At 44.0% G+C, this 23256-nt stretch carries 21 protein-coding genes and 1 riboswitch; of the genes, 9 read left to right on the top strand and 12 right to left on the bottom strand.

Annotated elements, in window-relative coordinates; translation table 11 throughout:
- Positions 1 to 70 precede the first annotated feature (70 nt).
- Positions 71 to 796, top strand: coding sequence for a Uma2 family endonuclease (locus AAFP14_RS07065; RefSeq protein ID WP_341731586.1), 726 nt, complete (start codon positions 71 to 73; stop codon positions 794 to 796).
- 179 nt (positions 797 to 975) lie between these two features.
- Here the strand turns inward: AAFP14_RS07065 and AAFP14_RS07060 are convergent, their stop codons facing one another.
- Positions 976 to 2559 (bottom strand): tetratricopeptide repeat protein, encoded by a 1584-nt coding sequence (locus tag AAFP14_RS07060; protein ID WP_341731585.1) that lies wholly within the window; start codon positions 2557 to 2559, stop codon positions 976 to 978.
- Between the two features lie 134 nt (positions 2560 to 2693).
- Entirely contained in the window at positions 2694 to 3422 is a 729-nt protein-coding gene (locus AAFP14_RS07055) for a Bax inhibitor-1/YccA family protein (RefSeq protein WP_341731584.1), read from the bottom strand.
- 384 nt (positions 3423 to 3806) lie between these two features.
- Between AAFP14_RS07055 and AAFP14_RS07050 the strand changes: the two genes are divergently transcribed.
- Complete coding sequence (locus tag AAFP14_RS07050) at positions 3807 to 4106, top strand: PEP-CTERM sorting domain-containing protein (RefSeq protein WP_341731583.1); 300 nt, start codon at positions 3807 to 3809, stop codon at positions 4104 to 4106.
- 46 nt (positions 4107 to 4152) lie between these two features.
- Here AAFP14_RS07050 and bchD read toward each other — a convergent pair whose 3' ends face one another.
- Positions 4153 to 6306, bottom strand: coding sequence for a magnesium chelatase ATPase subunit D (bchD, locus tag AAFP14_RS07045; RefSeq protein ID WP_341731582.1), 2154 nt, complete (start codon positions 6304 to 6306; stop codon positions 4153 to 4155).
- Positions 6307 to 6358: 52 nt separating this feature from the next.
- A complete protein-coding gene (locus AAFP14_RS07040; RefSeq protein ID WP_341731581.1) occupies positions 6359 to 7744 on the bottom strand; it encodes a sensor histidine kinase in 1386 nt (461 codons plus the stop codon).
- 107 nt (positions 7745 to 7851) lie between these two features.
- On the opposite strand from AAFP14_RS07040, the gene AAFP14_RS07035 reads away from it, so the two are divergent.
- The 4 genes from AAFP14_RS07035 to AAFP14_RS07020 all read left to right on the top strand — a co-directional run bounded on the left by AAFP14_RS07035 (position 7852) and on the right by AAFP14_RS07020 (position 13112).
- On the top strand, positions 7852 to 9189 hold the full coding sequence (locus tag AAFP14_RS07035; RefSeq protein ID WP_341731580.1) for an ArsB/NhaD family transporter: 1338 nt from the start codon (positions 7852 to 7854) through the stop codon (positions 9187 to 9189).
- A 224-nt stretch (positions 9190 to 9413) separates the two neighbouring features.
- Positions 9414 to 9598: riboswitch (cyclic di-AMP (ydaO/yuaA leader) on the top strand.
- Between the two features lie 102 nt (positions 9599 to 9700).
- Positions 9701 to 10546, top strand: coding sequence for a nitrate ABC transporter permease (gene ntrB, locus AAFP14_RS07030; RefSeq protein WP_341731579.1), 846 nt, complete (start codon positions 9701 to 9703; stop codon positions 10544 to 10546).
- 142 nt (positions 10547 to 10688) lie between these two features.
- Positions 10689 to 12119, top strand: a complete 1431-nt coding sequence (locus tag AAFP14_RS07025) for an ABC transporter substrate-binding protein (protein ID WP_341731578.1) — start codon at positions 10689 to 10691, stop codon at positions 12117 to 12119.
- Between the two features lie 153 nt (positions 12120 to 12272).
- Positions 12273 to 13112: an ABC transporter ATP-binding protein gene (locus tag AAFP14_RS07020; RefSeq protein ID WP_341731577.1), complete on the top strand. Its 840-nt coding sequence runs from the start codon at positions 12273 to 12275 to the stop codon at positions 13110 to 13112.
- A gap of 80 nt (positions 13113 to 13192) precedes the next feature.
- Here the strand turns inward: AAFP14_RS07020 and AAFP14_RS07015 are convergent, their stop codons facing one another.
- Complete coding sequence (locus AAFP14_RS07015; RefSeq protein WP_341731743.1) at positions 13193 to 13417, bottom strand: hypothetical protein; 225 nt, start codon at positions 13415 to 13417, stop codon at positions 13193 to 13195.
- A 425-nt stretch (positions 13418 to 13842) separates the two neighbouring features.
- Positions 13843 to 16110 (bottom strand): S9 family peptidase, encoded by a 2268-nt coding sequence (locus AAFP14_RS07010; RefSeq protein ID WP_341731576.1) that lies wholly within the window; start codon positions 16108 to 16110, stop codon positions 13843 to 13845.
- 259 nt (positions 16111 to 16369) lie between these two features.
- On the opposite strand from AAFP14_RS07010, the gene glgA reads away from it, so the two are divergent.
- Positions 16370 to 17794, top strand: coding sequence for a glycogen synthase GlgA (gene glgA / locus AAFP14_RS07005; RefSeq protein ID WP_341731575.1), 1425 nt, complete (start codon positions 16370 to 16372; stop codon positions 17792 to 17794).
- An 87-nt stretch (positions 17795 to 17881) separates the two neighbouring features.
- On the opposite strand, the gene AAFP14_RS07000 is transcribed toward glgA, so the two are convergent.
- Positions 17882 to 18307, bottom strand: coding sequence for a DUF1824 family protein (locus AAFP14_RS07000; RefSeq protein WP_341731574.1), 426 nt, complete (start codon positions 18305 to 18307; stop codon positions 17882 to 17884).
- A gap of 277 nt (positions 18308 to 18584) precedes the next feature.
- On the opposite strand from AAFP14_RS07000, the gene AAFP14_RS06995 reads away from it, so the two are divergent.
- Positions 18585 to 19520 carry a polysaccharide deacetylase family protein gene (locus AAFP14_RS06995; protein ID WP_341731573.1) on the top strand — a complete coding sequence of 312 codons (936 nt, stop codon included), beginning with the start codon at positions 18585 to 18587 and terminating at the stop codon, positions 19518 to 19520.
- Between the two features lie 19 nt (positions 19521 to 19539).
- Here the strand turns inward: AAFP14_RS06995 and rnc are convergent, their stop codons facing one another.
- Entirely contained in the window at positions 19540 to 20220 is a 681-nt protein-coding gene (rnc, locus tag AAFP14_RS06990; protein WP_341731572.1) for a ribonuclease III, read from the bottom strand.
- Between the two features lie 236 nt (positions 20221 to 20456).
- Positions 20457 to 20987 carry an NYN domain-containing protein gene (locus AAFP14_RS06985; protein WP_341731571.1) on the bottom strand — a complete coding sequence of 177 codons (531 nt, stop codon included), beginning with the start codon at positions 20985 to 20987 and terminating at the stop codon, positions 20457 to 20459.
- Positions 20988 to 21645: 658 nt separating this feature from the next.
- On the opposite strand from AAFP14_RS06985, the gene AAFP14_RS06980 reads away from it, so the two are divergent.
- Positions 21646 to 21789 carry a chlorophyll a/b-binding protein gene (locus AAFP14_RS06980; RefSeq protein WP_332960203.1) on the top strand — a complete coding sequence of 48 codons (144 nt, stop codon included), beginning with the start codon at positions 21646 to 21648 and terminating at the stop codon, positions 21787 to 21789.
- A 159-nt stretch (positions 21790 to 21948) separates the two neighbouring features.
- On the opposite strand, the gene AAFP14_RS06975 is transcribed toward AAFP14_RS06980, so the two are convergent.
- The 3 genes from AAFP14_RS06975 to AAFP14_RS06965 form a co-directional block, all read right to left on the bottom strand.
- Positions 21949 to 22071 (bottom strand): hypothetical protein, encoded by a 123-nt coding sequence (locus tag AAFP14_RS06975; RefSeq protein WP_341731570.1) that lies wholly within the window; start codon positions 22069 to 22071, stop codon positions 21949 to 21951.
- Positions 22072 to 22279: 208 nt separating this feature from the next.
- Entirely contained in the window at positions 22280 to 22498 is a 219-nt protein-coding gene (locus AAFP14_RS06970) for a hypothetical protein (protein ID WP_341731569.1), read from the bottom strand.
- A 201-nt stretch (positions 22499 to 22699) separates the two neighbouring features.
- Entirely contained in the window at positions 22700 to 23092 is a 393-nt protein-coding gene (locus AAFP14_RS06965) for a response regulator (protein WP_341731568.1), read from the bottom strand.
- Positions 23093 to 23256: the final 164 nt, after the last annotated feature.

Here is a 23256-nt window from a genome sequence, read left to right as displayed (position 1 = left end):
GAATTAAAAATTCCCAAAAAGTTGCTAGAATCTAAAATCAGGTTAACGATTGCGATCGAAGTTAACTGCCATGATTTCCCCAGAACTCAAATCAAGCTTGCCCTCCACCGAAGACCTGCCCTGTTCCGACGATACGCCTGTGGATAACGAAGACCAGAATCTGCTACCCAACCTATTGTTGTTTGTGCTGACAGGTATTTGGTTCGATCGCATGGATTGGTACTTTGGGGTGGATATGGCGGTGTATCATACGACGGGAATCAGTCCCAAAGTGCCTGTAGTGCCCGACGGGTTTCTCAGTTTGGGGGTGGAGCGCAGAAAAGGGGGCAAATCTCGCCGCAGCTATGCTGTGTGGGAAGAAAACGAGGTTGTGCCGATCGTAGCATTGGAAATGGTCTCTCACAAACCCGGCGGGGAATACGACGAGAAAATGTCGATTTATGCCGGGTTAGGAGTTTTGTACTACATTATTTACAACCCGGAATTTTGGCGGCGCGATCGGCATCAACCGTTTGAAGCCTACAAGCTGATGGACGGGCAATACCGGCAGCAGATTGGCGAGCCCTATTGGATGCCAGAAGTGGGACTGGGTATGGGACGCTCTGGGCAACTTATTGGGGGTATCCAGCAAGAAGTTCTGATGTGGTACGACGAATCTGGAAATATCTATCCCCTGCCGGATGCAGTGGCTGGGGAGATGCGGCAGCAGTTGAGGGTTGAACGAGAGCGAGCCGATCGGCTAGCTGAGTATTTGCGATCGCAAGGTATCGATCCCGATAACCTGCCTGAATCGTAATACCAATTTTAAAAAAGAATGCAACAGTAGTCTTTTCCCTCCCCTTTATAAGGGGGGGTCAAAGATTGTTGCACGATTTTAGAGAAATGGTATAACCTGAAATGCGATCGCTTCACCGCATTCTTCCTGATGACTGATAACTAATGACTAATCACTAATAACTAATGACTAATCACTTCTTAAATATACTGCGAACCTGTGGAATTAAAAGTTTTACCGCATTCATGAGCGCAGACATCCAACCTTTTAGAACAGGAAAAACTCGCTGTGAGATCTTGGCGAAACCAATCACTTTCCAGCGCATCTTTCACAGATTGAGTTCTGAGAGAATTAAAACCCTCTCCGTACTTTTCAAGTAAAGCCAACATCTGCGGCCTGTAAGTGTGGTTATATACAGCGTATTTAGTATGGCTGACCCAACAGCAAGGCCAGAGTTCCGCTTCAAAGCTGATGAAAATATCTTTACTGGCTTGAGTTTGGCAGCTAATTTCTACATTGCGGTAGTAATTGTTTAAGCCACCGTAGCTTTCTACAACTTTCAGAAATTCGGCCCCCTGTGGATTTTGATATTGTTCTAGGGATGGGGGTTGAAGTTCTTCGCTGGCTGGCTTTGAAGGCACAGGCTGAATTGGTTCGGATGCTTGAGAGGTTTCGATCGCTATAGCTTGATACCAAGCATAATTTGCTTTTTCTGGTTGTCCCAACTGCGTCAAAACTTTAGCTAAATTGCGATAAGCTCCGGCAAAATTGGGTTTAAGCTCGATCGCCTTTTGGTAATAAGCACTAGCTGGCTGCCACTGTTGCTGTTGAGCATAAAGACTGCCAACATTAGCATAAACTTCTGGAAAATTAGGCTGAATTTGCAGAGCTTTAGAATAACAGTCTGCTGCTGCTTGCATCCGTCCCAAACCTTGAACAGCATTGCCTAAAGTTTTGTAGGCTGCTGCAAAATTGGGTTGAATTTTTAGGGCTTGTTGGCTGGCGGCGATCGCCTCTGAGAGCTGTCCTTGTCTCAAACAGTCCTCCGCTTGTTGGTGCAACTCAACAGCCGTCTGTGCTTGATTTTGAGGGGCTGACACCTTAGTTGTTGCTGGTGGATTTGGGTGAAAATTATTAGCATCTACTTGAGAGTTTTCTACCGGCCGATTTTGTGGAATTGCAGAATCTTTTTCATAAAGTTCTTTCGCCACAAAACGAGAGGTAGCTTTCGGTACAAACTCGGCAAACCCTAATTCTTCAGCTAAAGCGCGAGCCGATTCTACTTGATGTTGGTTGTGCTCAAAAATCAAGTAATGCCAGACAGCTTTGCCACCAGCTTGAATAAAGGCATTAACCGACTGCATTATCTTATCCCAGTTAGTATTTTTGCGGTAAATGCTGTTAGTATCTGCCAAGCCATCGATACTAAAAGTTACGCTGTCGTTTACTCCCGTCATCGCCTTTGCCAGGGCTTGCCACCATTGGGGATTACGTCCGCTACCGTTAGTATAAAGCCCGATTTGAGGAACGCCCATGCGGTGCCAATATTCGATCGCCCCAATGGTAGTATTGCTAGTCATAGCATCGCCGTAATTGCCGCACATATATACCAAATCCAACTGAGAGCAAAACTCTTTGGGGAAAATTCTCTCAATATCCTCCATCTTTAATTCTGCCATCGGTAAAATCGGGTTGTCAGTGCGGGGACATTGCGGACAAGCTGCATTGCATCGGGAGGTAATCTCTACGCTGACTCTTCTGATATCTTCATACTTTAAGTACATGACTTTTTCCCGATTGATTTTTTATTAATTCTGAAAACAGACGCGACGCTCTCTATCTTAGTTCCCCAGCTTAATAAACATTAAAAACCGCGGCTTGTAAAAATCAAGCCGCGGTTTTTAAGGTACGGTTTCAATTAATCCCGGCTGTTAATGGCAATCAGCAGTCGCAGAATAAAAATAAACAAGTTGATGTAAGTAAGATACATCGACAAAGCAGCGGGCAAATACTGGTCATCGCGGTAGCTGCGGGGCAGAATGTAAAAGTCTACAATTGCAGCGCCGGCGAACAGAAATACACCGATGCCGGAAATGCCAATTTCCAGCCAAGTTGGGGTGTAGATACCGAATAGAGATAGCAGAAATTGAACGCCAACCACAACTAACAAAGCAATGACGCCCAAACTGATAGTTTTGGTGAGGGCCATGCCATCTGTTTCGGACAAGTTGGAACCGATTTGGCGGGCGGCGATGAAGGTAATGCCGCAACCTAGGGCTGCAAAACCGATACCGGCGATGCCGACGCCTTGGGTTCTGAGGGCTGTAAATACCAATCCGCTGAGGGTGTAGCCGGAAAGCAGGCTGTAGGTAGCTAGGAGGGGCAAGGCCGTGTTTTTGTTGCCTTGTTCGGCGGCCCCACGAGCGACGAAGAATAGAATTAATTCTAGGACGATCGCAGCGATGAATGTGGGAAAGAAGATTCCGGGATAGTTGTGGATGACTCCCAGGCCGCCATAGGTGCCGATGGCGGTTAAGACGAGGCCACCGCCGACAAAGGGGAGGGCGTTGGCGATGACGTTAGGGCCTACCAGCGCGTGGTTTTTGGCCTCGCGCAGGGCTTCGCGGAAATTGCTGGTGTTGCTCACGAGGTTTGACCTGATTTCAGTACAAAATGGCTATCTATTATTTTGACATTTGTAACAATGAGTTTGCAAAATCTCTCAAAGTTTAAAGATTTGATAAAGACTAGGAGCATATTATGTACGAGATGGGAGCGATGGTTTATTATTTGTAAAATATGAGTATATTCTTTATCCCTCTCACCTTGGGAGCGAGACTGTCTCACACCACCAGCCAAGTTGAAGTGTAAAATTTGCTCCTAGGGTGGGAAACCTAACTTACCCAAGACCTCAACCCTCAAATTTTAATACGCTTCGATTTGAATGTTCAAAGGTGTAGACAGGGTATGCAAAAAATTAATCGTGAAAATATCTAAATCTAACAATGAAATACCAAACAGGTAATGTGTAATGCCTACTTTTTTTCCGAAATTTTTTTTCAAGCCTACGGCTGGAATTGTATTAGCTTTAGCAACTGTTGTCTGCGGAGGTCAATCAGGGGTGGCCCGCGTCCCAGCAGAACCTCAAAATTTGCTGTTGGCTCAGGTTGTTCAATCAACCCCCTGTAGAAGTTGCTCGAACCCGCCTGGGGGAATAGCCAGCCCGGTGCCTCTGCCGGTGAAAATTCCTGAGCCTTCGATGCTAGGTGGGCTGGGTTTAGTGGTGGGTTCTCTGGTGGTGACTCGTAGTCGGCGCCGATGTAAAAATTAGAGTTTGGAACCGCAGATAAATACTGATAGCTGCGGCTCTACTTATTTTAGCCGATCGCGTCGCGGAGAGCGTTTTTAGTCATGGCTGCGATCGCCTGTTCGGTAGCTTTGGGCAAATGATAGTATTTCCCGCCTGACGTCTTGGCTAATTCCTTAGCAAAACCAGTAGAAATAAACTTGCTTTCGGTATCTATCACCAGCAACTGCATCCCTAGCCCGCGAATTTTAGCAGCAATTTCCAACAATTCACCCTTAATATCTGGCTTTTCTCCATCTAAAATCGGTTCACCCAAAGAACGAGCCAGAGGAATATTCCCGCGCCCGTCGGTAATGGCGACAATCGCAACTTGACCGATATCTCCCGATTGCCGCGCGTTGACTCCCACCCGCACGGCTTGGGTCAAACCGTGGGCTAGGGGGGAACCGCCACCACAGGGCAACCTTTCCAAACGCTTGCGGGCTAAAGCTATCGAGCGCGTAGGCGGTAACAGCACTTCTGCTTGTTCTCCGCGAAAGGGAATGAGAGCAACTTGGTCGCGGCTTTGATAAGCTTCTGTGAGTAGCTGCATGACAGCACCTTTGGCCGACTGCATCCGATTGAGAGCCATGGAGCCGGAAGCATCAACAACAAATATCACTAGAGCCCCAGCTTTTCTAGCCAGTCGCTTCGCCCGAATATCTCCCTGTTCGACAAATACACGACGCTTCCCTTCGTCATGATTTGGCTGCTTCCCCCCCGATTGTAGGGGCGGTGCCCCTGTGCCCGCCCTGAGTTGGGGGGGGTTAGCATTCCTGTCGCGGCGGGCTTTTTGATAGGGTGCGGCGGCTCTGAGGGTGGCGTCAACGGCGATGCGACGGACGGGGCCTTTGGGTAAGACTGGCTTGATGTAACGGCCTCTATCTTCGGAAAAAATGACGCTACGGCTTCCCGATTTGCCTTGGCGGCTGGCATTTTGGGCGAAGAAAAGGACGCTGGGGTCGAGAATAACTCCTTCGGGGTCGAATAGAAATTCTTCGGGAATGTTGGTTTCTTCTTGTTCTTCGGGGGGTTCTTCTGGTTTGTCTTCTTCGTCTTCTTCCTCTTCCTGTTCTTGTTCTTGTTCGTTTTGGGGTGGTGGCGGCGGGGGAGGGGGAGGAGGAGGATTGTTTTCGTCTGGGGGAGTTTGGATGACGGTGGCGCGGGGGACGATGACTAATTCGACGGCGCGACGCAAATCTTCGGCGTTAACTTCGGTGCGTCCTTCGATGGCTGCTGCTGCTTTGGCGACTCTGACTGCGAATATTTCGGCGCGGTGTCCTTGTACTGCGCCGCGGATGGCTTCTTCTACTAGGTAGCTAATTTGTTCGCGTTTGATGGTGACATCTTTGAGCCATTCTCTGGCTAGGATGATTTGGGTTTTGAGGTTGTCGGTGTCTTCTGCATATTGGTTGAGAAATTGTTGGGGTGAGCTGGAGTAGGATAGGGCTTGGTCTACGGCTTGGACTCTTTCTTCTAATTGGAGTACGGCGTCGGCGGAAAGGGCGATGGCGATTCTGTCTAGTAAATGTTCTCGGAGTGGGCCTTCTTCGGGGTTATAGGTGGCAATAAATAGGGGTTTGCATGGATGTTGAAAGCTGATGCCTTCTCGTTCTATTTGATTTCTGCCTTCTGTTAATACTGTGAGTAATTGGTTGGAAATGTTGTCGTCTAGAAGGTTGATTTCGTCTACATAAAGTACGCCTCGATTTGCTTGGGCTAGCAGTCCTGGTTGAAATACTGTTTCGCCGAATTTTACTGATTGTTCGACATCGACTGAACCTAAGAGTCTATCTTCGGTGACACCCAAGGGAATTTGGATGAAGGGTGTGGGAATAATTGCGGTGTTGAGATTAGTATTTGTGGTCAGGGTCTCTTGCTGATGATTTTCTGTTAAGATATCTTGCCCGTGATTTTCTGATGACAAGCCCGATAGCTCTTCTACAAAGGGTTCTTCTGGAGAGGCGTTGCAGAAAGAGTCTTTGACAATTTCTATGGGGGGTAGGAGAGAATGCAAGGCACGGGCCATTACTGATTTTGCTGTACCGCGACGACCTGCGATCGCAACTCCTCCCAGTCCGGGATCGACTGCTGCTAAAAGCAGGGCTAATTTAATTGCTTCTTGGCCGACAACGGCTGTTAGGGGAAAGGCTGTCACGGTAGGGGTTGCATAGAGGGCGGACATGGAAATAATCTTTTGTTAAAGATGCTTTGATATACTTATCATATATTAACTCTTAAAGCACTTCTTGTAAAGTTTTAACTTCTAGCGGTAAAATGACGGTGAATGTCGAGCCTACTCCAATTTCTGATATTAACTCTATGTTGCCTTGCAATAGTTTTACCAGTCGCGATACTATGGCTAATCCCAAGCCTGTGCTCTCTGGTGAAAATTGTTGTTTGCTAGGTTCTCCTGCTTGAAAGAAAGGCTCAAAAATGCGATTTTTATCGGCGGGGGAGATGCCAATGCCGGTGTCTGTAATGACGATCGTCCAATTTTCGGTTCCGACTTGACGACAATCTAATTTGATGCTACCAGTTTCTGTATAGCGAATAGCATTGCTCAGCAGATTTGTGATAATTTGTTGCAATCGCTGGGAGTCGGCGATTACTTGTTTTGGAGCGCTGTCGCTAGTGATGAGGAGCTTTAATCCCTTGGCGTCAGCCATGGGCTGCATTATTTCTACTACTGTATTAATGAGAGCTTTTACATTAGTTGGTCTTAATTGAAGTTGGATTTTTCCGGCATCGGCACGGGCAAGTTCTAGGGCATCGTTAATTAGGCGTAATAGTTGTCTGCCGTTACGCAATACTCGCTCTATGTGTTCGATGCCGGGGAGAGTATCTTTGATTTCGGGTTGCTTTTTTCCTTGACGCAAAAACAGTTCAGAATAACCGATGATTGAGTTGAGTGGTGTTTTGAGTTCGTGGGCTAAATAGGAAAGATTGTCTTGGTGGGTGCTGACGAGGCGATTGAGCTCTTGATTGGTGAGTGTTAACTGAGTTTGGATTTGTTGGAGTTCGTTCAAGCGCTGAGCAACATAACTGTTAAAACACTGGGCAATTGCTTCGTCTACTACGGAGTCTATGAGTCGAAAAGCTCTGACTACTTCTGTGGTGGTTCCTGCTAGTAATTCTGCTTCGATATGGGAGAATATGACTTGACGAAGTAAATGGTATTCCCGCGCTACTTCTGCTGGATCGTAGCCTTGTTCTGCTCGCAGGAAGCCGTGATCTAAACTGGCTTTGATGATGATTCCTATTTCGCTGTTTTGATATTCAGAAAGCACTGTTGCCATGGCCGCCAGCAGGTGAGGAATATGATTTTTGATGGCTGAGCGCGGTAAGGTGTCAGCACTTTCTATTTTCCGATCCTGGCTAACTGCTTCAATCCAGTTTTGGAGGATAGTGTCGGTTTTGTCGGTGAGCAGTTGGCTGTAATCCATGATGTCTGCGTGGGGGTGGAGTCTGACAGATATTGGTATTGTCTTATTGTAGTCGAGCGATCGCCCGATTAACATACCAAATTTTTGGCGATCGCTACCCTGCCAAAAGAAGTAGTTTTTTGGTGATTTTTGGACTCTGCTATCTCTGTCAATGAGGTGATTCAGAGTATTTATCACTACAAAATACCTCTTAAAGGTATTGACAAAATTACCGGGATGTAGTAGATTTCTGGGGTGGCATAATCATGTTAAATTTAAAATTTTGAATTTTGTCAGGAGACTAAATGGAAAACCTGCAAGCTGCGATCGCCACGGCAACTTTTATCGGTGTAATTTTGTTAGTAATGACCGAGTGGATACACCTAACAGTTGCAGCTTTTTTGGGAGCGCTGATCCTAGTTTTTACCCACGTTATGACTTTAAATGATGCGATCGAATATATTGGTCGCAGTCATGGAACCTTGGGATTATTCTTCGGAGTTATGGTAATGGTCAGGTCTTTTGAACCTACCAAAATATTTGAATATTTGGCAACTCAAATGGTGCTGTTGGCGAAAGGGAAAGGCAAAAATCTGTTGCTGGGGATTGTGGCCATTACTACCCCGATTTGTGCAGTTTTGCCCAATGCTACCACAGTCATGCTGCTAGCACCATTAATTCCGCCCATGGCACAAGAAGTGGGTGTAGATTTTGTACCATTACTAATTTTAATGGTATTTGTAGCTAACAGTTCGGGACTGCTGACAATAGTAGGAGATCCGGCGACATTTATTGTCGGTGATGCGATTAATATGAGCTTTGCCGATTACCTAATGAAATTAAGTTTGGGCGGCGCACTGGCAGTAGGAGTAATAGTCATTATTCTGCCGTGGTTGTTCCCCGAAATCTGGCACAAAGAATTAGACGATTTGGCAGACTTGCCACATCCCAAAATTAATCATCCACGAATTTTAGCAGTCGGCGGTTTAATTATAGCTTTCGTGCTGGTATTTTTTGTAGTGGGAGAGTCGCTACCGGTGCCAATTTCACCAGCAGCCATTGCTTTGTTGGGGGCTGCCTTGTCCATGCTATTAGCTCATCAATCTAAAATAGATTCCGTGAATAATATATTGCGGGATTTAGATTGGAGTACGCTGCTATTTTTTATGTCTATTTTTGTACTGATTGGGGGTTTAGAAAAAACCGGAGTCATTAACAGTATATCGGGAATTCTAGCAGTTGTTTTGGGTAAGAATATTTTTTGGGGTTCCCTAGTTTTGTTATTTTTTGTGGGTTTAATGTCGAGCGTGGTGCCGAACATTCCGCTAGTAGTGGCGATGGTTCCCTTGCTCAAACAGTATGTTGTTAACGTTGGCTTAGCCCCTGGGGAAGTGCTAGCGCCGGATTTTGCAGGGCAGTTTCCTGTGGAAGTTTTACCGCTGTTTTATGCGATGATGTACGGGGCAACTTTGGGAGGAAATGGCACTTTGGTAGGAGCTTCTTCTAATATAGTCGCAGCAGGAATTTCTGAATTGCATGGCAGGCGGATTTCTTTTCAAACTTTTCTGCGTTATGGAATTCCTGTGATGTTATTGCAATTGGTAACGGCTGCTATCTATGTAACTATTCGGTTTCTGATTTAAAGAAGTAAGTTCGCTAAGGGATAGGGAGTCGAAACTTATGAAAGCGCTGGGGGTATGTGGGTATGATGTTTTTTTATTGGGTCTTAGTTAATTAAATTTTAGGAGTTTTCCCAGATTTGAGCAGGGCTGGTGAAAAATATCTATTTCTCAAGACGTATTGACAAAGTGCTAGCATTAGGCTTAAAATTATGAAGATGAAATTAACAAGTCAAGCCTAATCAAGTGTTACACGATCGCACAAATTCGTGTCACTGGAGCGGAGGAACCAATTTTCGGGGCGAATCTCTACAGAATTCAGAGCAAAAATTCAAAATAAAGATTGTAATTTTTGATTTTTAATTCGGGAAGAGAAGGACATCTCTCAGTCCTAGCCCGTCAGCTAACTTCGCAGGCATTGAGTAGAGACTGAAGAGTCAACTTTCTTTAACGAGATAGTTTTGCCTCATCGGTGTCTCCGGTTGGTATTGTTCAAGATTTCTTGTACCTTCCCCTGACTCTGAGGAAATTTGTAATGTTTATTCAACTTAACTTATCGGCGATCGCAGTTGCAGGAGTTGCAGCTTGGAAGCGGGCAAAACCAATGATGCTCCGAGATACTGTGTTGTTGCCTGGTGCAGGTTTTTTAGGTATTTTGATTCTGTGGTGGATTGTTGCCAGCTTCAAAAGCGATTTGATTCCCACTCCCTACCAGGCGTTAATCGCTAATGGGGATTACATATTGCATCCATTTTACCAGCGCGGCCCTGGAGATTTAGGGATTGGCTGGTTGTTGATAGCAAGTTTGCGACGGGTGTTACTAGGATTTACACTGGGTGCATTGGTAGCGATTCCAGTAGGATTTCTGATCGGGATGTCGAAACCAGCCATGATGGCGCTAAATCCGCTGATTCAAATCTTCAAACCAGTATCGCCACTAGCTTGGTTGCCCATCGCCCTATCGATTTTTAATCTAGCAGACCCCTCGGCGATTTTTGTCATCTTCATCACGTCTTTGTGGCCGACAATTATTAACACAGCCCTGGGAGTTTCTAGCGTTTCCAAAGATTATCTGGATGTGGCGCGAGTGTTAGAAATGCCACAGTGGCGACGGATTACCAAAATAATTTTGCCGGCAAGTTTGCCTTATATTTTTACAGGTTTGCGAATTAGTTTGGGGATTGCTTGGTTGGTGATTGTGGCGGTAGAAATGCTGACAGGTGGCGTGGGAATTGGCTTTTTTGTGTGGGATGAGTGGAGTCGTTTGAATCTGAGTTCGGTATTTTTAGCAGTGTTCGTCATTGGTTTGACTGGGTTGCTGCTTGACTGGGCTGTTGGCAAAATTCAAGAATTGGTGACACATAGATCGGTGAATAGTTAGTAGAAGGAAGAAGGAAGAAGTCACCCCCCCCTGCCCCCCCCAAGGGGGGAAATTCAGGAAGAGGGAAGAGGGAAGATGGAAGAGGGTTTCCAGAAATTGACTAAATATCTAATAGCAATTAGTCGCAAATTGAGAATTAAATATGAGCGATCGTTTTTTTCAGGATTGGAACCGGCGAGAGTTTTTGCAACGAATGGGCTCGGCGGCGGTGGGAATGACTTTATCTGGATGTGGAATTAACGCGGATCGATCGGCAAAAGGACTTACTGAAGAGGCTTTAGCTGTCACACCGATTGTCAATTCCCAAAGCTTAGAAAAACCGAATTTAACGATAGGATATGTGCCAGTTAATGATTGTGCACCATTTGCGATCGCCTGGAAGAAAGGCTTTTTCCGCAAATACGGTTTAAACGTCAAACTCAACCGCGAAGCAAGCTGGGCGACATCCCGTGACGGCATAATTTTCGGGCGTCTCGACGCTTCTCCTGTCGTATCCGGTGCTGTCACCAACGCCCGCATTGGTGCCGAAGGAGCGCGTCACGCACCCCTGTGCGCGGCAATGACAATTCACCGCCACGGTAACGCGATGACAATGAGCAAAGCGATGTGGGATTTTGGGTTGCGCCCCTGGCGCGAATATAATGGCAATTTAGAAGAATTTGGCAAACAATTTCGAGCTTTTTTTGACAGTCAACCAGTAGAAAATAAAGTCTGGGCAGTAGTTCTTAGTTCCGCTATTTACGAATACTTTGTGCGCTATATATCCGCCGCTGCTGGTGTCGATCCGTTCAAAGAATTTCGGGTAATTATTGTGCCACCTCCTCAAATGGTAACTAATATGAGAATCGGTGCGATGCAGGCTTACATGGTGGCAGAACCTTGGAATACGCGGGCAATTCAAGGTAATTTGGGTGTGGGTTTTACCTTCGCACAAGGGAAGGAAGTTTGGCAAGGCCATCCCGATCGCGTTTTGGGAGTAATGCAATCGTTCATTGACGAAAATCCGAAGACTTATTACTCACTCGTGAAGGCAATGGTGGAAGCTTGCCAGTATTGTAGCAGGCCGGAAAATCGGGACGAAATAGCACTGCTGTTGACAGAGCGATCGTTTACCGGGGCCAAACCCAAAAAAGGACCGATCGATAAATTTACGCGGCCGGCAATTGTGGGAGACTACAACTACGGTGGGTTTGATGAAAAAGACCGTACAGTGCGATCGGAGGATACAACTATTTTCTTTGATATCCCCGCCAACTTACCTCAAATATTAGGGAATCATTCCACATTTCTGTGGCAATCTCAGAGTATTTGGTTGATGACTCAATCTGCTCGGTGGGGACATATTAAAGAGGTTCCCAAAAATGCTGAAGAGTTAGCCAAAAAAGCTTGGAGAACCGATATTTACCGCAAGATTGTGGCGGAAATGGGAATCAATTGTCCAGTGGAAGATTATCAGGTGGAACCAGGGGAATTGTTTATCGATAAAAAAAGATTCGATCCTAGCGATCCGGTAGGTTATCTCAATAGTTTTGAAATTAGAGCTAACCGTCCTCAATCTTTTTTCATGTCTTAAATTTTGAGATTTTTCGCTGGTTATACCATCCCGCCAGGGACTTAAGTCCCTGGCTGATAGAAGACAGTCGGTTGAAACCGACTGCAATATTTTAGGATTTAGGCAAGTGCAAGCAAATTCAATTAACACTTTACTACTTTTTAGGAGAATACCGTGAGTCAATACACTTCTACTTCTACGACTACTCAGAAGTCAGTCAATAGCGAGGGCCTATTTCTGCAAATAGACAATTTGTTCAAGTCCTACAAAACTGGTGATGGTAAGGAATTTAGCGTCCTGGAAAATATCAACTTAAATATTGGAGAAAATGAATTTATTTCGATTATCGGTCACTCCGGGTGTGGGAAATCAACGCTGCTGAAAATAGTGGCTGGTTTAGAAAAACAAAGTGCGGGAATGGTGCGGCTAGAAGGTAAAGAAATTCGCAAACCAGGCGCCGATCGCATGATGGTGTTTCAGCACTATGGATTGCTACCTTGGCTGACAGTGCGGGAGAATATTCGGCTAGCAGTTGATGAAGTATTGCAAAATCTTAGTCGCCCCGAGAAGATTAGTCTGGTCAACGAACACCTAGCAATGGTAAACTTGACAGCGGCGGCGGACAAATACCCCGATGAAATTTCAGGAGGGATGAAACAGCGAGTAGGAATTGCCCGCGCTCTGGCAATTCGCCCTAAAATGTTATTAATGGATGAACCCTTTGGGGCTTTGGATGCTTTGACTCGCGGCAAATTGCAAAAACAGGTATTGGATATCTGGGAAAATCACAGACAAGCTGCCATGATGATTACTCACGATGTGGATGAGGCTATCTATATGTCCGATCGCATTGTGTTGATGACAAATGGCCCGGCGGCGACTATCGGAGAGATTTTGTCAGTACCTTTTGCTCATCCGCGCGATCGCCAAGAGTTGCGGGAAACGAAGGAGTATTACGAACTTCGTAACTATGCTTTGAATTTTCTCGATCGCTACTTTACCCAAGACGAGTAATTGTCAACAAACTCTAGCCCACGGCTCGATCCGTGGGCTAAATTGTTGATTTATTGAATTATTTAATCTCACATCAAAATCTATAATCCGTTCACCATAGAAAGTTGATTAACTAATTTTATTTTGCCTCGGTACACGGCGCGCAATAGGCGATCGATCGAGCGTTTTTCTTCCTCTGTCAAAGTTTCGTCAAAAATAGCAGCCATCAAACCGTAGCGATCGGCCAGGGTAATATACCTATGATGATTGACTTCGGCAAACAACTCGCCCAAAGCAGATGGAATAAGATGGACAGGAGTTTCCATAGCTATTAAATCTGAACTCGACGAGCGATCGAGGTTTTCTGTGTTCAGAGAAGGCGATCGCACCCTACTATTTTTGCTATCTTATTGTCTAAAAATATGTGACAGCAAACATCAAAAACTTGTGATAATAAACACCCAAATTTGTGATAAAAAACCAGCGGATTTGTGAATTAAATCACATTCCCTATGATGGTAAACCAAATCTGGCGACGTCCGTAAAATGCGTCGCCATCCGTAAATCAGCAAGTTCTATCCCATATCTCGCAGCGACTGAAACTACCAACTAAGTAGAAGGAAGAAGATCGATGTGAAGAAGACTTATGTAGTCAGCTTTTCGGTCATCCGTATTTTACGTTTAATTAAGTGGATTTAATTAACACCACACAATATAGCCGCTACGGTACTTACTGCAAACAGAGTTTCAGCTAAAGATTGTAAATCAGCACTGGGACCACCGATTCAGCTAATTCAAACTTAAACACTCTTGAATAGAAATATAATTCACCATCCAGAGTCTTTTTGATATTTTCAGCCCGCCGAAAACCGTGCTGTTCCCCTTCATAAGCAACGTAAGCAACAGGTAAACCCTTTGCTTTTAAGATTTCCACCATCATTTCTGCTTGATTGGGAGGAACCACTTTATCTTCCAATCCTTGAAAGAAGATGATAGGACAAGATAAATTAGCCGCAGCATGAATAGGCGATCGTTCTAAATACAAATCTTGTCTTTCAGGATAAGGTCCGATTAATCCATCCAGATAGCGCGATTCAAACTTGTGGGTATCCGTTGCCAAAGCTGATAAATCGCTAACTCCATAATAGCTCGCTCCCGCCTTGAAAACATCTCGGAAAGTAAGAGCGCACAGAGTAGTATAGCCTCCGGCGCTACCACCAGCGATCGCCATTTTGGCACTGTCAACTAAACCTCTTTTGGCTAAATATTGAGCACCATTAGCGCAGTCATCAACATCCACAATACCCCAACTATCTTGTAGCCTATTTCTGTATTCTCGACCATAACCAGTGCTACCACCATAATTCACATCCAAGACAGCAAAACCGCGACTTGTCCAGTATTGAATCTTTAAATTCATACTACTAGAAGTAGCCGCCGTCGGACCGCCGTGACTTTTGACAACTAAGGGGGGTTTTTCACCTGCTGGTGCTGCAAAATCTTGATTTGTTGGTGGATAAAAGAAAGCAAAAGCAGTCAAACCATTTTCCGTGGGAAATTCGATGGATTGCGGTACAGAAAGATAACCAGCATCCAGGCTTAAATTGCTGGCGCTGCGCAATACTTCTAGTTGACTTGTGCCTAAATCTAGTTGTACAATACCAGAGGATTCCGTCGGACAACCAGCCAGGAAAACTACTTTTTCACCTTGCGCTTTTAGTGAAGAAATATCACTGTAAGGTGTATCAATTTGGCTCAACTGTTTGGTGACTAAATCGATAGTTGCTAAATACCAGCTACCTTGTTGAGTATAGGTGCAAATAATTTTATCTTCGGAAACAACAGCATAAGTAGACATCCCAAACACCCACTGAGGTAGTCCGAATTCTGCCGCCATTTCGTACAGAGGTTCGATCCCCCCAGCCCCCCTTACCAAGGGGGGTTCTGTATTTATTTCTCCCCCTACCAAAGGGGAATCTTCTATTCCTGCTTCCGGCCTTACCAAGGGGGAATCTTCTATTCCTGCTTCCGGCCTTACCAAAGGGGAATCTTCTATTCCTGCTTCCCCCCCTACCAATGGGGAATCTTCTATTCCTGCTTCCGGCCTTACCAAGGGGGAATCTTCTATTCCTGCTTCCGGCCTTACCAAGGGGGAATCTTCTATTCCTGCTTCCGGCCTTACCAAGGGGGAATCTTCTATTCCTGCTTCCGGCCTTACCAAAGGGGAATCTTCTATTCCTGCTTCCCCCCTTACCAAGGGGGGATTGAGGGGGGTTCTATAAAGATTCCACCAATTAGACTTATCCGAAACAAAATATAAGACTCCATCCGGCGACCATTCCGGTTGAAAAATCGACTCTTCTAAACCACCGGCAACTAAATATTTTTCCCCTAAATAACCGTCAGGATGAATTTTCGCTATCCATAATTCTGTGCCATCCCAAGGCATATTTGGATGATTCCAACTAATCCAAGAAATCTGAGAACCGTCAGGGCTCAAACGGGGGGAAGCATAAAAATCTTCACCCTGGGTTAAAATTTGAATATCTTCCCCGTTGTCTAAATTAATACTAACAATAGTATTGACAACTTCACTTTCTCGTGTATGGTCTTCGCGAACGCAAATCAGGCGATTTCTTTGCTTGTCAACAATGCCATCGGCGTACCGACAATTAACTACGGGTGTTAAAGCTAGGGGCTGAGAATCTAATTTTTGATAATAAATGCGCCCGTCGGCAAAATGAGAAAAATAGACCACACCGCTAGCCACCACAAAGGAAGCACCTCCGTATTCATGAACGCGAGTGCGAACATTAAAAGGTTGGGGTGTGATATCGCTGATTTTTCCGTCAGGAGTGCGTCGCACGATGACGTTTCTGCCTGCTTCAGAAGGTCTTGCTTCCACCCAGTAAATATCCTCGCCGTCCATCGCAATTTGTCCGAGTCCTACAGTTCCCGAAACAATTAAATCGGAGGTAATGGGCGACTTCCAAGAGCCGTAAGTTGATATGGTGTTCATGTAGTTGAGGCTGTTGTATTTCTAGAACAAATAAACTTATATTTTTACTTTACATTAATTTTGTAACAATATTTTACACGATCGCTCGCCCCACCCTCTTTTGTGAGAGTCCCGATTTTCGCAGCAGTTGTCGGGGCGGTGAGTATTCTGTTTAATTAGATGGGTTGACTTAGTTGTTTTTCGGCTCCATGTTAATATTGTGTCGCTACCCATTTAAACTTAATCTAGACTAACTATCTTAAGGAACGCAAAAAAAATAATGCGAATTTTATTTGTATCCGCCGAAGCAGCACCCCTAGCCAAGGTAGGCGGTATGGGGGATGTCGTCGGTGCTTTGCCTAAATTCCTGCGACGCATGGGTCACGATGTCCGCATCTTCATGCCCTATTACGGCTTCATCCCGGACAAAATGGATGTGCCCACAGAAGCTGTTTGGAAAGGTGATGCCATGTTCCAAAGCTTCTCCATCTTTGAAACTGTTTTGCCGGGAACTGATGTTCCTTTATATTTATTTAAACATCCATCTTTCTCAACTCGCCGCATTTATGGTGGTGTTGATGAAGATTGGAAGTTTACTTTCTTTGCTAATGGTGCTGCGGAATTTGCTTGGAATTACTGGAAGCCACAAATTATCCATTGTCACGACTGGCATACGGGAATGATACCTGTTTGGATGCACCAAGACCCTGATATCAGCACGGTTTTTACTATTCACAATTTAGCTTATCAAGGGCCGTGGCGCTGGCGTTTGGAGCAGATGACTTGGTGTCCTTGGTATATGCAAGGTCATAATACAATGGCCGCGGCCGTACAGTTTGCAAATCGCGTAAATACAGTGTCACCGACTTATGCCGATCAAATCAAAACCCCTACTTATGGGGAAGGATTGGAAGGCTTGTTGTCTTTTTTGGGTGGGAAAGTATCGGGAATTTTGAATGGGATTGATACTGAATCCTACAACCCAGAAACTGATAAGTACATTCCTCAACAATTCAGTGCTGATACTATTGAAAAGCGCTATCCCAACAAAATTGCGCTGCAAGAAGAAGTCGGTTTGGAAGTGAATAAAAATGCCTTTTTAATTGGGATGGTTACTCGCCTGGTGGAACAGAAGGGGCTGGATTTAATTATCCAAATGCTCGATCGCTTCATGGCCTATACCGACGCTCAATTTATTGTACTGGGAACGGGCGATCGCTACTACGAAACCCAACTCTGGCAAATGACAGCCCGTTATCCAGGCCGGATGTCCACCCAATTACTCTACAACGAAGCCCTCTCCCGTCGCGTTTACGCAGGCTGCGACACCTTCCTGATGCCGAGTCGTTTCGAGCCCTGTGGTATCAGTCAAATGCTGGCGCTGCGCTATGGATGTGTGCCGATGGTACGTCGTACCGGCGGTTTAGTGGATACGGTGTCGCACAACAACCCGATCGATAATACAGGTACTGGTTACTGTTTCGATCGCTACGAACCCCTAGACTTGTTCACCTGCATGATCCGAACTTGGGAAGGTTTCCGCTATAAAGATAAGTGGAAAGAACTGCAACAGCGCGGCATGAGAGAAGATTTTAGCTGGGATATTTCTGCCAAAAAATATGTCCAGTTGTACAGGGATGTTTTGGGACTACCGCCGGAAGAATCTGCACCGGAAGAACAGCTAGAATTGACCGTTGAGAGTTGACAATTAACAATTAACAGTTAACAGTCAATTGTTAACTGTTAATTGTTGGTTTGTTCCCATGCCCCATGCCAAATTTCCAATTTCCAATTAAGCAAATAAATCGAGAGGTAAATGACCGTAAGTCTCGCTAATTCCTGATTCCGAAGCAGATTGACAGGAAACCAAAACGCCGCGGTAAGTTCCCGTATAGCTGTCAACATAATAGGAACCTTTCAAAGTATTAAACTTAATATAAACAGAGCTGGTAAATGAAGTAACAGAGTTGGGGTCTAAAACAGGTTGATATCCCAAAGCTGTCAAATAAGTTTTTAAAGCCAAAAAGCCTTCATCTGTCGAAGAGGCGCAAACTCCTAGCATTTGATAATCTGACAAACTCGCTACCAGCAAAATAGCTTGACGGAGTTCTTGTTTTTGGAGTGGCGATGCTAAAGATTGCATATCCAGACAAGTGAAATTTTTGAGAATTTGTTGTGCTTCTTCCAGGGAGAGGGTAGTCGGGTTTGGAGTAGACATTAATTATATGGTTGATAGTTTAAGGTTGAGGTTTGACCCTTAGACCCTTCCAGTAGGCGGCGGTAGGCGCGTGGGAAGCGTCGCAGAGTCCTTCGACTCTTCGACGAAGCTGAGCGGGCAGGCAGTTGAGAGTTCACAGTTGATTATACCATTGTGCGATCGGCTGTATTTCCAAGTCTAGCTAAATTAGAAAAAAACGGGAAAAACTATCTTAATATTACTGAATTTGGCTGCATTGATGGTAAATATGAATAATCAATAGACTGGTGAGGAGACGATGAATAAAGAACAATTGCTAAAGCAGGGAAAGATTCCGCTAAACTTTCTTTTTCGACTGCTACACAAAACCCAAATTATTTATTTAGTGCTGATATTTTTAATCAGTATCGGCATTTCTGGATGGACTGTAGAATCTTATTTCGTCAGAATTCCCATTCTGGGCTTTCACGATATTGTAGACATTCAAAATCCCGCCGAATTGCCACCTAACAGAAACGCTTTTTCAACGGACTACACGAAACAAGATTTGGCAGTGTTCTTAGAATACTTAGTTGAAGAAAATTACTGGTTTTTATCATCTCAAGACTTGTATCTATATTTTATAGAAAAATCCAAGCCAATACCACCTCAACATAAAGGTCAAAAACCAATTATGATTACCTTTGACGACGGCTACAAAGGCGTTCATACAAATGCACTACCCCTGATCGAAAAACTGTCATTTATTTATAAAGAAAAGGGTAAATTTGTGCTGTTTGTCAATCCACGCTTTTTGGGTGTGGATATGGGTGGAGAATTTTTACCTCATACTAGCTGCAACGATTTAAGAGACGGATACAAAAAGGGTTTTTATGATATTCAATCTCACGGCTTCAGCCACAAAAATTTAACTACCCTGAATGGCAAGAATTTAGAATTAGAAATTTCTAAATCCAAATTAATTTTGAGAAAATGTATGAGCAATTTAGACAAAAATAAATTTGTCGGTGCTCACATAGCCTATCCCTACGGTGCATCAGATAGAGAAGTGGAAAGCATTTTACCTAAATATCATTTAACTGGGTTTTTGTACGATGACAATTTGTTAAGAGTCAGCCGATTGAGAAATAACTATCGCATTTCTCGCATGACAGTGAGCAAGGATATGTCGCCGACCGATTTAATTAGGATAGCTGAAAAAGCTTCTACTTTAAGAAAAAAAAGGTGGTTTTAGTCAAAAGACGAGTTAAAGTTTAGATTAGCCCCCGTTTTTTCAGTTTGGCTAGTGCATCTTCGGCTGCATTTTTTTCAGCATCTTTTTTACTTTTACCTTTACCTTCTCCATAGGGTTTATCTGCGACATAAACTTTAGCAAGAAATTCAGGAGCGTGAGGTGCGCCTCCTGCTTGGATTGTCACGTATTTGGGAGGAGTGGTGTCACCGTTGGCTTGTACCCATTCTTGAAAGCGGTTTTTTGAGTCTACACTCGATCGCGTTTCGACTACATTTTCCGGCACTGAATCAAACAATTCCCACACAAATTTGCGAACTTTATCCATGTCTTGTGTATCGAGATAGTAAGCACCAATAAATGCTTCAAAAGTGCTGCTAAGCAAATTAGGATTAGTAATACCACCTTCTCGATAGGCTCCTTTTCCGAGTCGCATTTTTAAGTCTAAATCTATTTCTTTAGCAAATCTGGCTAGTTGTTTTTCATCTACTAGGGCTGAACGTCGGCGAGTAAGTTGGTCTTCTCCCATTTCTGGGTGACGCTGATAAAGATATTCGCCACTGAGAAAAGTCAGCAAAGCATCGCCGAGAAATTCTAAGCGTTCGTTATCTTCTTCGCGGGATGTGGGGTTTTCGTTGACGTAGGAACGGTGAGTGAGCGCTTGGCGCAATAGTTTTTGATTGTGGAATTCGGGTAGGCTCATTTGTGTTGCTGTTGTTTGGTTAGTTAATTCAATGAAATTTTGAGAATGGTTGGTGTTAGGATGTGGACATGAAAGAGCCACAGATAGCAGTTAGTTAGGAGAATCTAGTTTATCAAATAAACTAGATTTTTGCTATCTGGGCAATGTGCATTTTAACAGATGTCTTGGTGTTCTGCTATTAGTTCGTTAGTCCGACAGTCCGCCAGGGGTTTTAACCCCTGGCGGACTGTGCAACTTTATGCAGATAATCTGTCTGCTTTATTCTGAGTATTCCCTGCAAACAAGCTAGGCAGATCGTCTATATAATGAAACTGATCGTCACCAACTAGGTTAATCAGTTTTTTGCTGGCACTATAGCGCTGTGCAAAAACGATGATTGTTTTGCCAACAGCCAGCAGCAGACTGATTAAAGGTGCAAAATCCCTATCTCCTGAAACTATGATAATTATGTCAGGATAAGGTTTAATGGCAACTCGTTTAAGGCAGTCAAATATCAATTGTTTATCTGCACTGTTTTTGTCTTTGGAGAGAACATCAACTCCCTGAAAACCCAGCTCTTCTAATTTATTTTTAGCGAGCAATTGATTTTTACAATGCGAATTATAGTACGCTTTGAAACAATCTAAACGCCATTTTGATTGAGCAAAATCAAGCAACAATTTAGCTTGTTTTTGCGTTAAGTGGACATTCTGAATATCGCAATAAAGAGCAGCTAAAGGCTGAGACTGTTTTTTTTGTTTGCCAATTGCTAAATGATCGTTCATCATTTTTATGTGTCCTAAAACTAGGTTTGAAGGACAGCATCGATAAATTACGCATTTAGTCAAGGAAAGATTGTCTGTGGCTGCGCTCAAAATTGAGGTTTTCCATGGAACAAAAATCTTGACTGACTCACTATTAATTTAGTGTGTGCTTGCTTGGTTAGCGTCTCAGCGATAGGATGTGCAGATTTCGGACAGGCGTCGTAAAAACCCGTTGATATAGAAATTCAAACAAATGTGGTGCCAACTAACCTATGGATTCCAGTTGAAACGACATTAACTTGAATGTCTATATCAACGGGGGCTTAGGGCGCTTACCCGAAATCTGCACATCCTACCGCTGAGACGACTTAACCGACACTTTTTGCTTTTGAATGCGGGTGTCTATCTGAGCTGTACGGCTCCAACATAACCGTTTAAGTATGGGACGTCAAGTGCTAGTGGTACATTTACCTGATTTTTTTCAGACAGGACTTACGCATTACAACTAAAGAAACCGGGTTTTTTCAGAATCTGTCGGTTGTAACGAAGTATTGTCGCAAAAACCCGGTTTCTGGCTCCCACAGGTAAGTTCTCAAAATAAATTGTAAAAATATGTTGCATTTTTTTGAGCGAGCTGTTACATTAGTTTACATAAGGTTGAAATTAAACGAGGCTTCTAGTCATGGAAAACAAAGATGCAAAAGTTGGCTTCACTGAGTTTGCTGAAACCTGGAACGGCCGTTTGGCGATGCTTGGCTTTGTTATTGGCTTAGCTACCGAATATCTCACGGGTCAAGGTATTCTGTCTCAAATCGGTTTGATGTAATCAGACCTAAATATTTAGTTCTGGCCTGTATCGCCCCATCGAAAAGCCTCCTTCACCAATGCGGAAGGAGGTTTTTAAATCTTTATTAAAAATAATTAGCCTAGACAACTACTAAAAAAATTATTTTACTAATTTTTAATGCTGAGAATTCGAAAACAACTAAGCAATTTCTACGGATGCCAAAACTGTCAATTTTGGTCTCAAAGCAGAGATTTTCACTAAACTGTCGATTTTGCTAGTCCGCTGTCTGTTACCTAAAATCATCTCTGAAAGAGCTGGCATTTCTTCCCAACAGTGGGAGCAAAACCAGTAAACGCGATTGTGGCGAGCGTGTCTGAGTAATTGAGATGAGCAACAAGGGCAACTATTCATGATTTTTTAAACCTTTTTTAACAAGTAGACCGACAATTTTTAACAAGTAGACCGACAATTGATTCCATACTAATGCTCAGGTCGTCCTAAGTCCCGACGCATTTACTACAAGCTGGTTTCACTCCCAACTTTTATTCTGTCCGAAGTAAAGCTTTTGGAAGCCCAAGAGTAGCAAGACGATGAGAAGTTGAACGAGCCAAGGAGCACAAGAGAAACCCCAAATAAAACAGCCGAGTCCAGCCAAGGCCACAAGGACAAAAATATCTTGAGAGGTTTGCCAATAGACCCAGATGGCGACTAGAGAAACTATCAGTAGTAAAATGTAGGCTGAAGGCATAGTCGTCATCTCCCAAGGTGTTTGTCAAAATTCAGGGGTGATCCCTGACGCATGGTTTAAACTTAAAACTAAAACCTGAAGAACTGATGAAGACCGACAAGAATTCACAAAAAGTCAAATACTCCTGCCAGTTTATATTCTTTTTCCAACTAAGCAGGAATAATTTGTTGTCGAGGCTACAAAGCTCAATGTCCGATCGCCCTAGGAGCGATCCCATCCCAAAACTTTAGCCACCTGACTTGCTAAAGACATCGGTTCAAAAGGCTTAGCAATTACACTTACTACTCCTAAATCCGCAAACATCCGCCTATCCCCTGCCAAAGCCTTCGCCGTCAGTAAAATTACGGGAATGTGCTGCGTAGCACTATTGGCTTGCAATTGTAAAAAAGTAGTAGGTCCGTCTTGGTCTGGCATCATCACGTCTAAAAGAATAGCATCAGGCTGTTGGGCGACTGCCTTAGCCACACCCTCGATACCAGAACTAGCTGTCAGGACTTCCCAGCCTCCTACAACTTCGAGACTGACTTGAGCGACTTCCCGAATATCTTCGGCATCATCAATAATCAATATGCGTTTTGCTGCCACAATAAACATTTTTTTTTAAATTAAGAACTGATCTGAGACTAGAACTTAAATATGAATTTTGTGTAAAGCACGGAGTGCTATTTAAAAAAATTCATTATTTTTAATTCTACGTATTTATGCTGAAATATAAAGATTTTACCCTAAATTTTCTATCTTTTATTTTCTACCTTCCT

The organism is Microcoleus sp. EPA2, from assembly GCA_020882975.1.
In the GTDB taxonomy this organism is placed as follows: Bacteria; Cyanobacteriota; Cyanobacteriia; order Cyanobacteriales; family Microcoleaceae; genus Microcoleus.
The sequence above is the reverse complement of the archived record's forward strand: the minus strand, read 5'-3'. Positions and strand labels throughout refer to the sequence as shown.

Excerpts from the sequence above, each read along its gene's own strand:
- AAFP14_RS07065 (WP_341731586.1), top strand. The coding sequence starts at position 71 with ATGATTTCCCCAGAACTCAAATCAAGCTTGCCCTCCACCGAAGACCTG.
- AAFP14_RS07060 (WP_341731585.1), bottom strand. The coding sequence starts at position 2,559 with ATGTACTTAAAGTATGAAGATATCAGAAGAGTCAGCGTAGAGATTACC.
- AAFP14_RS07050 (WP_341731583.1), top strand. The coding sequence starts at position 3,807 with ATGCCTACTTTTTTTCCGAAATTTTTTTTCAAGCCTACGGCTGGAATT.
- bchD (WP_341731582.1), bottom strand. The coding sequence starts at position 6,306 with ATGTCCGCCCTCTATGCAACCCCTACCGTGACAGCCTTTCCCCTAACA.
- AAFP14_RS07035 (WP_341731580.1), top strand. The coding sequence starts at position 7,852 with ATGGAAAACCTGCAAGCTGCGATCGCCACGGCAACTTTTATCGGTGTA.
- ntrB (WP_341731579.1), top strand. The coding sequence starts at position 9,701 with ATGTTTATTCAACTTAACTTATCGGCGATCGCAGTTGCAGGAGTTGCA.
- AAFP14_RS07025 (WP_341731578.1), top strand. The coding sequence starts at position 10,689 with ATGAGCGATCGTTTTTTTCAGGATTGGAACCGGCGAGAGTTTTTGCAA.
- AAFP14_RS07015 (WP_341731743.1), bottom strand. The coding sequence starts at position 13,417 with ATGGAAACTCCTGTCCATCTTATTCCATCTGCTTTGGGCGAGTTGTTT.
- AAFP14_RS07010 (WP_341731576.1), bottom strand. The coding sequence starts at position 16,110 with ATGAACACCATATCAACTTACGGCTCTTGGAAGTCGCCCATTACCTCC.
- glgA (WP_341731575.1), top strand. The coding sequence starts at position 16,370 with ATGCGAATTTTATTTGTATCCGCCGAAGCAGCACCCCTAGCCAAGGTA.
- AAFP14_RS07000 (WP_341731574.1), bottom strand. The coding sequence starts at position 18,307 with ATGTCTACTCCAAACCCGACTACCCTCTCCCTGGAAGAAGCACAACAA.
- AAFP14_RS06995 (WP_341731573.1), top strand. The coding sequence starts at position 18,585 with ATGAATAAAGAACAATTGCTAAAGCAGGGAAAGATTCCGCTAAACTTT.
- rnc (WP_341731572.1), bottom strand. The coding sequence starts at position 20,220 with ATGAGCCTACCCGAATTCCACAATCAAAAACTATTGCGCCAAGCGCTC.
- AAFP14_RS06985 (WP_341731571.1), bottom strand. The coding sequence starts at position 20,987 with ATGATGAACGATCATTTAGCAATTGGCAAACAAAAAAAACAGTCTCAG.
- AAFP14_RS06980 (WP_332960203.1), top strand. The coding sequence starts at position 21,646 with ATGGAAAACAAAGATGCAAAAGTTGGCTTCACTGAGTTTGCTGAAACC.
- AAFP14_RS06975 (WP_341731570.1), bottom strand. The coding sequence starts at position 22,071 with ATGCCAGCTCTTTCAGAGATGATTTTAGGTAACAGACAGCGGACTAGC.
- AAFP14_RS06970 (WP_341731569.1), bottom strand. The coding sequence starts at position 22,498 with ATGCCTTCAGCCTACATTTTACTACTGATAGTTTCTCTAGTCGCCATC.
- AAFP14_RS06965 (WP_341731568.1), bottom strand. The coding sequence starts at position 23,092 with ATGTTTATTGTGGCAGCAAAACGCATATTGATTATTGATGATGCCGAA.